Origin of the sequence: Aeromonas sp. R7-1 (assembly GCF_040908115.1) — a bacterium.
GTDB classification, from domain to species: domain Bacteria; phylum Pseudomonadota; class Gammaproteobacteria; order Enterobacterales; family Aeromonadaceae; genus Aeromonas; species Aeromonas caviae.
Window position 1 is genome coordinate 65,404 of the sequence record NZ_JBFODD010000042.1, and the last position, 8,256, is coordinate 73,659.

Annotated in this window: 7 protein-coding genes; 3 read left to right on the forward strand and 4 right to left on the reverse strand. The window is 59.9% G+C overall.

Annotated features, from left to right (window positions below; translation table 11 throughout):
• Positions 1-4: 4 nt before the first annotated feature.
• Positions 5-1,468, forward strand: coding sequence for an extracellular solute-binding protein (locus AB5Y51_RS11240; protein ID WP_368178451.1), 1,464 nt, complete (start codon positions 5-7; stop codon positions 1,466-1,468).
• Between the two features lie 60 nt (positions 1,469-1,528).
• On the opposite strand, the gene AB5Y51_RS11245 is transcribed toward AB5Y51_RS11240, so the two are convergent.
• Complete coding sequence (locus tag AB5Y51_RS11245) at positions 1,529-2,320, reverse strand: GNAT family N-acetyltransferase (RefSeq protein ID WP_041211874.1); 792 nt, start codon at positions 2,318-2,320, stop codon at positions 1,529-1,531.
• Positions 2,321-2,647: 327 nt separating this feature from the next.
• Between AB5Y51_RS11245 and metF the strand changes: the two genes are divergently transcribed.
• Positions 2,648-3,544: a methylenetetrahydrofolate reductase gene (gene metF / locus AB5Y51_RS11250; RefSeq protein ID WP_010674220.1), complete on the forward strand. Its 897-nt coding sequence runs from the start codon at positions 2,648-2,650 to the stop codon at positions 3,542-3,544.
• A gap of 63 nt (positions 3,545-3,607) precedes the next feature.
• On the opposite strand, the gene AB5Y51_RS11255 is transcribed toward metF, so the two are convergent.
• Entirely contained in the window at positions 3,608-4,672 is a 1,065-nt protein-coding gene (locus AB5Y51_RS11255) for a DUF3103 family protein (RefSeq protein ID WP_042879160.1), read from the reverse strand.
• A 147-nt stretch (positions 4,673-4,819) separates the two neighbouring features.
• On the reverse strand, positions 4,820-5,971 hold the full coding sequence (locus tag AB5Y51_RS11260) for a benzoate/H(+) symporter BenE family transporter (RefSeq protein WP_039040111.1): 1,152 nt from the start codon (positions 5,969-5,971) through the stop codon (positions 4,820-4,822).
• Between the two features lie 113 nt (positions 5,972-6,084).
• Between AB5Y51_RS11260 and AB5Y51_RS11265 the strand changes: the two genes are divergently transcribed.
• On the forward strand, positions 6,085-6,657 hold the full coding sequence (locus tag AB5Y51_RS11265) for a helix-turn-helix domain-containing protein (protein WP_042015843.1): 573 nt from the start codon (positions 6,085-6,087) through the stop codon (positions 6,655-6,657).
• Here the strand turns inward: AB5Y51_RS11265 and AB5Y51_RS11270 are convergent, their stop codons facing one another.
• Positions 6,658-7,854: an NnrS family protein gene (locus AB5Y51_RS11270; RefSeq protein WP_368178452.1), complete on the reverse strand. Its 1,197-nt coding sequence runs from the start codon at positions 7,852-7,854 to the stop codon at positions 6,658-6,660.
• Between the last annotated feature and the right edge of the window lie 402 nt (positions 7,855-8,256).

The following is an 8,256-nucleotide window of genomic DNA, read 5'->3' on the forward strand; positions in this document are numbered from 1 at the left end:
ACTTATGGCTAACAAGTGGATCGGGGCCCTGAGTCTCCTGTTGTGTGGCCAGCTGATGGCCAGCGAGCTGGTGATAGAGAGCTGGCGCATAGATGACAAGGCCTTGTGGGAACAGAAGATCATTCCTGCTTTCGAGGCCGCCCACCCGGGTATTCAGGTGAAATTCAACGGGGTGCAGAACGTCGAGTACATGCCGACCCTCTGGGCCAGCCTCAAGGCGGGCAAGGCGGGGGATCTCATCACCTGCCGCCCGTTTGACGACGCCCTGGCCCTGTTCAAGGCGGGCCATCTGGTGGAGCTGAGCGAGATGGCGGGGATGGAGAACTTCCCGAGCTTTGCTCAATCCCCCTGGCAGACCGACAGTGGCGCCCAGACTTTCTGCGTACCCATGGCATCGGTGATTCACGGCTTCTTCTACAACAAGAAGATTTTCAGTGAGCTGGGGCTGACGGTTCCCCAGACCCGCGAGGCATTCTTCGCGGCCCTGGACAAGGTGAAGGCGGATGGTCGCTATGTTCCCCTCGCCGTGAGCGGCTCGGAGAGCTGGGTTGCCTCCGAGCTCGGTTTCCAGAACATAGGCCCCAACTACTGGAAGGGGGAGGATGGTCGATTGGCGCTGATCGGGGGCCAGGAGCGCTTCAACAACCCGCAATACGTCAAGGTGTTCGAGGAGCTGGCCCGCTGGCGTGACTACCTGGGGGAGGGGGGTGAGAGCCGCGACTACGCCACCACCAACGAGCTGTTCACCTCGGGCAAGGCTGCCTTCTATGCGGCGGGATCCTGGGAGATCGCCCCCTTCACCGGCAAGGTGGACTTCGGTGTCATGCGCCCGCCCGTGGCAAAGCAGGGGGATGGCTGTTTCTTCACCGATCACACCGATATCGGTATGGGGATGAATCCGGCCAGCAAGAACAAGGAGGCCGCCATGACCTTCTTGCAGTGGCTGACCACTCCCCAGTTTGCCGAGCTCTATACCAACTCGCTGCCCGGCTTCTTCTCGCTCTCCAACCACTTCTTTGAAGCCACCAATCCGGCGGCCAGAGAGATGATGGAGTGGCGGGATAAGTGCGATTCCACCATCCGGGTTGCCACCCAGATCCTCTCCCGCGGCACTCCCAAGCTCGGGGATGAACTGGCCGAGGTGAGCCAGCAGGTATTGCTGGGAACCGTGGCACCCAAGGCGGCGGCCGATCGCCTGGAACAGGGGTTGAAAGGGTGGTATGCCCCCCATCAGGGCAACCAGAGCAAGGGACAGGAGTGTCAGTGTGAGGCGAGCGTGCCTGCCGTCCCTGTGTCGGGTGCCATCGGGACCGAGCCTGCTGCACCTGTGGTGCCGGATGGACAAGCGCCCTCCGGAGCAAGCGCGACCCAGCCTCCGTCAGCACCGGTGTCCGGAGCTGTCGCTCCAGCGCCTCCTGCCGAAGTGGAGGAGGCGCTCGCCAGTGAACTGGAGGGGGCACAGCCCTGATGGTTCACCATGAAGAACGGGGGGCCTTGGCCTCCCGTTTTGCATCTGCGTGATGACCTGTCATTCCCGTGGCCAGCGGCACAGGCTGCCGATACGGGCCACCGGCACGAAACCCAGAGTGCGATAGACCCGTTGGGCGTGATAGTGCTCGTCTGCCACTATGATGAGCGAACTGGCCCGTGCCAGTCCCTGGCGTGCGACCTGGCTCAGCAACAGACGACAGAGCCCCCGGTTTCTCCACTCTGCGTGCGTGCGCACCAGTTGAAAGCGTCCCAGGGTGCCGGTGAAGAAGAGTCCGCAGCTGGCAACCAGTTGATCCTGGTGCCATAACCCCCACCACTGTCCGAGCCCGTCATCGATCATGGCCTGATAGAGCTGGCGGCGTGACAAGAGATAGGGAAGATAGCGCTCCTCCGAATGGGCGGGATCCCGCTCTGCCAGCTCGAAGGCGAGCCACTGATCCCAGTCCGCCGCGGTGAACGGGCGAGCCGGGGCCAGGTCGCTGCCGGTGGGAGCTTGCCACTCCATTGCACCCAGCGCCAGTACTACGCACTCCATGTATTGGTATCCAGCCGCCACGAACCCGGCGACCCGGCTGTTTTGGCCTGCGGCGAGGGGCCACTGGAAGGTGCGGTGGCGGATACGGGGATCCCAGCCAATCAGCCTGTCGAAACTGGCCTCGAGCCAGCCCTTGTCACGATCGCTTGGGGGGGTGGGCAGCAACAGGTAGTTGCCGAAGTAGTAGTCTGGAGAGCCCGGGGTGCGCACGGTCCAGAACGCATCATGATCCGTCACCTCGCCCTGATAGCGATCGAACAGCAGATCGGTGGCAAAACCGGGGTGATCTTCCATGATGGGGCTCCTGCAAACGCTTGAATTGCTTATCGGCAGGCGGGGAAAGAAGTTAAAAAAAGGCCGGGAAACCCGGCCAAACAATCACACGCAGATTCAGAACGTCCAGGACGATCCGCCCGCATCATAGCGTGCCTGACAGCATTTTGGGATGGGGTCGCTCATTACTTAGGTTGAATTGCAAAATAAAAAAATCGGCAATCCCCCTTGTCGCTGACAAATCGGTATTGACTTTGATCCGTTTTCTCATAAAGATAGAAAGACGTTTAGACGTCCAAACATCCGTTTTGGCGTGAAGGAATGGGTTGCAGGACAGGGAGAGAGCAGATGGGATTTCACAGCGCGCGTCAGGTTGAGGCACTCAACCAGAGTTTGGCGGATCTGGGTGGCGACATATCGGTCAGTTTCGAGTTTTTCCCGCCCAACAGCGAAGGGATGGAGAACACCCTCTGGCAGTCCATCGAGCGCCTGCAGGTGCTGGAGCCCAAATTTGTCTCTGTGACCTATGGCGCCAACTCGGGCACCCGTGACCGCACTCACAAGGTGATCAAGGACATCAAGGAGCGCACCGGGCTCATCGCCGCTCCGCACCTGACCTGTATCGACGCCAGCCGTGACGAGTTGCGCACCATTGCCCGTGACTACTGGAACAGCGGCATTCGCCACATCGTGGCCCTGCGCGGAGACTTGCCCCCCGGCCTCGACAAGCCTGACATGTATGCCACCGACCTGGTTGCCCTGCTCAAGTCCGAAGCCGATTTCGACATCTCGGTCGCCGCCTATCCGGAAGGCCACCCCGAGGCTCGCAGTGCGCAATCCGACCTGCTCAACCTCAAGCGCAAGATAGATGCCGGTGCCAACCGGGCCATTACCCAGTTCTTCTTCGATGTGGAGACCTATCTGCGTTTTCGGGATCGCTGCGCCGCCATCGGTATCGATGCGGAGATCGTGCCGGGGATACTGCCGGTCTCCAACTACCAGACCCTGGCCAAGTTTGCCGGTTTCACCAACGTGAAGATCCCGCGCTGGATGCACCAGCGTTTCGAAGGGCTGGAAAACGATCAGATGACGCGCAACATGGTGGGAGCCAGCATTGCCATCGACCAAGTGCGTGTGCTGAGTCAGGAAGGGGTGAAGGATTTCCACTTCTATACCCTGAACCGCTCAGAGCTGACCTACGCCATCTGTCACACACTGGGTGTGAGGCCGAAAGGTCAGGCCTGATCCGCGGCTCTGATACAGAAAAGCCAATGAGTCTTCTCATTGGCTTTTTGTTTTGGGCGACAGTCAGGGCCGGGTTGGCTGGATCTCCCTGGGTTCGAGATCGATGACTGCATTGCCGGCGGCACCGGGATACTGGTGATAGCTCTGGTCCTGCTCCAGGGTATAGAAGGTGTCGAGGTAGTCGTCGTTGTTGGTCATCCAGGAGTCCGGGAGTGCCTTGACGATACGACCGCCGAGGTCGAGGAAGGGCAGGGCCTCAGGTACGCCGCCCGCAGTGAAGCCGAGTTTGAGTGCGTCAATCAGGAGGGCGCTCAGCTCCTTGTAATTGACGTTGTCATCCTGCTCCATCATGACCACGTCGACGGCTCCCCAGCGGTAGCGATCCCAATAGACCAGGATCTGGTTGGGGGTGTAGTCGGTGTTGTCGTAGTCGAGATAGGGCATGTCGACGATATCCACCACGGGCTCGTCCCTGCCAGGATTGACCCCGGCCACGACGGCATAGACCTCGGCGGCGCCCAGCAGCCAGGGCTCCTGATCATCGTTGAGCCTGATCTTCTTGAGAATGCTGGTCTTGAGAGGCGTGGTGTTGCTGGTGGCACGGGGCGTCACCTGCATGTCGGCGGCAGCCAGCGCCTTTCGCATCACCTTCAGGCCGGCATTCTTGGCTTTGACCGGATCGGCCTCCACCACCAGTACCGGCCGCGCCGGCGGCTGGTTCACATCGAGATAGATCGGGTTGCCGGCGCTGTCGAACGCCTCGATGGCGCTCCAGCTCTTTTCGTCACCACTTGGTATGTAGGCAACCAGTGGCTCCACCCCTTGTTGCAGTGCATCCGCCTGATCCGGATTGGCCAGCCGCAGTTGCATCAGCTCCCTGACCTCGCCATCCAGCCCTTGCCGACTGATGGCCGCCTGGTTGGCACCCCGAGCCTGACGCTTCAGGCGGGGGCTGGCCTTTTGCAGCAGGTTGGGCAGCGGGCTCTGGTATTCCTGACTGTTCAGGAGTGGCAGCAGGTTCTTCTGCTGCAGCGCGAGCTGGCGTGCCAGCTCCCGATCGGTGTCGGCAGCCTGGGCCGTGGTGGCGCCCAGCAGTGCCAATAACAAAATGACAGCCTGATTCCTCATCTTCGTTCTCCAGTATTGAGTCTGACAACGGCGCTTGTCGGGAAGGATCTGCGCCGTTTTGTCACTAGAAAGGAATAAGGTTCATATGTGAACGCTCTTCTCAGGATTATGTGCTGCGTCTCACTGGAGTCTCCCCAGATGGTCAGGTCAGGCACGGAGCCGGTTGACTTGATGCAATGTCACTCCGATCAGCAATCCCCAGCAGGCAGACCCGACCCCGAGCAGGGTGATCCCCGAGGCAGTCACGAGGAAAGTCAGTAGCGCGGCTTCCCGCTCCTCGTCCTGCTGCAAGGCGCTGTGCAAGCTGCTGCCTATGGTGCCGAGCAGCGCCAGCCCGGCCACGCAGGTGACCAGCACCGCAGGGAATGCGCTGAACAGGGCAACCACGGTGGCACCGAAACAGCCTGTGAGCAGGTAGAAACATCCAGCCCACACGGCAGCAGGCCAGCGTCGAGTGACATCGTGATCCACTTCCTTGCCCATGCAGATGGCGGCAGTGATGGCGGCCAGGTTGAAGGCATAGCCGCCAAACGGTGCCAGCAGCACGCCGATGAATCCGGTCCAGCCAATCAGGGAAGAAGTGGCCGGTTGATAGCCGTGGGCGCGCAGGATGGCAATGCCCGGCATGTTTTGCGAGGTCATGGTAACGAGAAAGAGCGGGAGTGCGATGCCGAGCAGGGCGTCGATGGAAAAGGCTGGCGAGATCCAGACCGGGGTGGAAAGTTGCCAGTGAACCTCGTTGAGTTGCAGCTCGCCCCTCAGGGTGCAGAGCAGCATGCCGGCCGCCAGGACCAGCACCATGGTGTAGCGGGGCCAGAGGTGGCGACCCAGCAAGAAAGCCAGTAGCAAGGTGCCAAGCAGCAGAGGATCTTGCGGTGCCACCTTGAAGAGATCCAGCCCGAACCTGAGCAAGACTCCGGCCAGCATGGCGGCCGCCAGTGGGGCGGGAATGTGACGCATCAGCCTGTCGAACCAGCCGCTGATGCCGCAGAGGGTGATCAGCAGTGAAGAGATGATGAAGGCGCCGATGGCCTCCGCCAGACTGAAGTTCCCCAGGCTGGTGATGAGCAGGGCGGCACCCGGGGTAGACCAGGCCGTCAAGACAGGCATCCGGTAATAGAGGGAGAGGCCGATGCAGCTGACCCCCATGCCGATACCCAGTGTCCATAACCAGGAAGAGACCTGGGCTGCATCGGCACCGGCGGCCGTGGCGGCCTGGATGATCAAGACGACAGAACTCGTGTAACCCACCAATACGGCGATGAGTCCCGCGACCATGTGGGGGAGGGCTAGGGGCATGGGAAACTTCCTTGTGGATGCTGATAGCTTGTGCGCTATTGCATACAATGTGGTTTTGACTATAACGCTGTGCGTTATGGCGCACAATATGGCTCAAAGAAATCGGAGAACAGATGCAGGAGATGAGTCGCTATCTGGCCCAGCGATTGAAAGGGCTGCGCACTGAAAGAGGATGGAGCCTGGATATGGCCGCCCGTGAAACGGGGGTGAGCAAGGCCATGCTGGGACAGATCGAGCGAGGTGAATCCAGTCCGACGGTGGCAACATTGTGGAAGATTGCCACCGGTTTTCGGGTCTCTTTCTCCAGTTTCATTGAGCCGACACCAGCGGCGCAGGGAGAGACGGTATACCGTATTGCCGATGATATTCGACAGCAGCCGGCGGGAGAGGGGATGCAGGTTGCCCCGCTTTTCCCCTATGAGGCCCGCTTTGGTTTCGAGTTGTTCGAACTGACCCTGCTACCTGGCTACCAGCGGGAGTCAGAACCCCATGAACCCGGGGTGACCGAACATGTCATCGTCATCAGCGGTGTGATGGAGGTGCTGGTGGACGGGGCGTGGCGTTCCCTCGATCAGGGTGAGGCCGTCCGGTTTGCAGCGGATCGTCCCCATGGCTATCGCAATCTTGGGGTCGCTCCCGCCATCTTCCACAATCTGATCCACTATCCGGCCATGGCCACGCGATGACTAGCCGGGGCGGCCATCCGCTCTGGGACTGGTCAGTATGGGGGTATAGACCCAGACAAAGAGACCGTAGGCGGCAACCCAGCTCCATCCGCTGAGGTTCCATCCCGTGAGGGTGAGGTCTGGCCAAAAGAGGGGGAGCAAGACCCGCAACAGTGCGGACAGGATGACCAGTGCAAATGCCGCCGTGATCCTGCGTCCTATCTGCAGGGCTCTGCCACTGTGTCCGAGGGATACACGGGCTATCATCCCGAGGATCATGGCCCCCATGCTGCCCGCGCTGAACAGATGGCTGGCCAGTGACAAGGCAATCGGCCAGCCAGCCGTGCGTGCCGCCAGGGCGGTCAGCCCCAGTGGGATAAAGAGGTAGGCCAGGTGAAGCGACCACAGCAGGGGTTGGGCCACCGTGATGCCGGGTCGCCAGCGCAGCTGCCTGTAGAGGTGAGCCCCTGCCGCCACTATATATAGAGGGAACATCTGAATTCCGATGACCCACTGGGTCGGGAGTACTAACCAGAGCAGCAGGATGAGCCACAGAGACGCGAGGGCAATGCGCTCCAGCCACGGCAGTGGTAATGCTTTTTCCGTCTCAGTGGCTCTGGCGGTGAAGAAGGGAATGACACGTCCTCCCATGACGGCAATCAGGGTCGTGAAGAGGAGCACGGTTGCAAGCAGGATATGTTCCACCAATGGCCATTCGGCATGCCACCGCCAGCAAGCGGTATTGAGCAGGGTCAACACGAGAAGCAGGGGAACAAAAAAGAGATTGCGCCACTGGCGCGTCACTATGATGGGTCTGGCGAGAAACCACGTACAGAGGGGCAACCAGGCCAGGTCCATGACCATCAGAGTGACATTGCTTTCTCCAAACCAGGGGAGCAGGCCTCTCGGGATGGCCCACAATCCCACGACCAGTGCCAGCGGCCAACCGCTTACACCTGGGTGAGCGGTCCAGTTCTGGACGGCGGTAAGCAGAAAACCCGCCACTATGGCGGCACCAAAGCCGAACAGCATTTCATGTGCATGCCACCAGATGGGGTTGCTAATCCCGGGCAGAGCGAACCAGCCGTTGAGTTGCCCCAGCCAGCCCAGCATCGCCAAAGCCGAGAACAAGGCGCCGAACAGGAAGAAAGGCCGAAACCCGAGGCGGAACAGAGGAACGATTCTCTCCTCTTTGCGGCTATCCAGGATCTGGTGCATGAATGAAACCTTAATTGGACATTTGAAAAGCCAATTATAAAGTGGCTTTTCAAATGTTCAATTTAAATCCAATGACAGCCCGAAATGGTGGTGATGCGAACGAAATAGAACCGCTTTGCTGTATATCTGAGCGAACGGTTCTTTTCGGTGAAAAAGCCCTTGTCATCACGGCGCGGCTCCCTATAATGCGCCCCTACCAGCACGGCGGAACACGCCAACCTGATGAGCCAGCTTCCTTAGGGAGTGGGCGCCGAAAGAAAAGCGAAAACAACCGCTTGACTTTCGAAGTGAGGAGCGTAAGATGCGCCTCCTCAACGCGATAAGCGTGACGCTCTTTAACAATTTGAATCAAGCAATCTGTGTGGGCACTCACAGCATCGAGCATCAAAAACAATTTTTGAT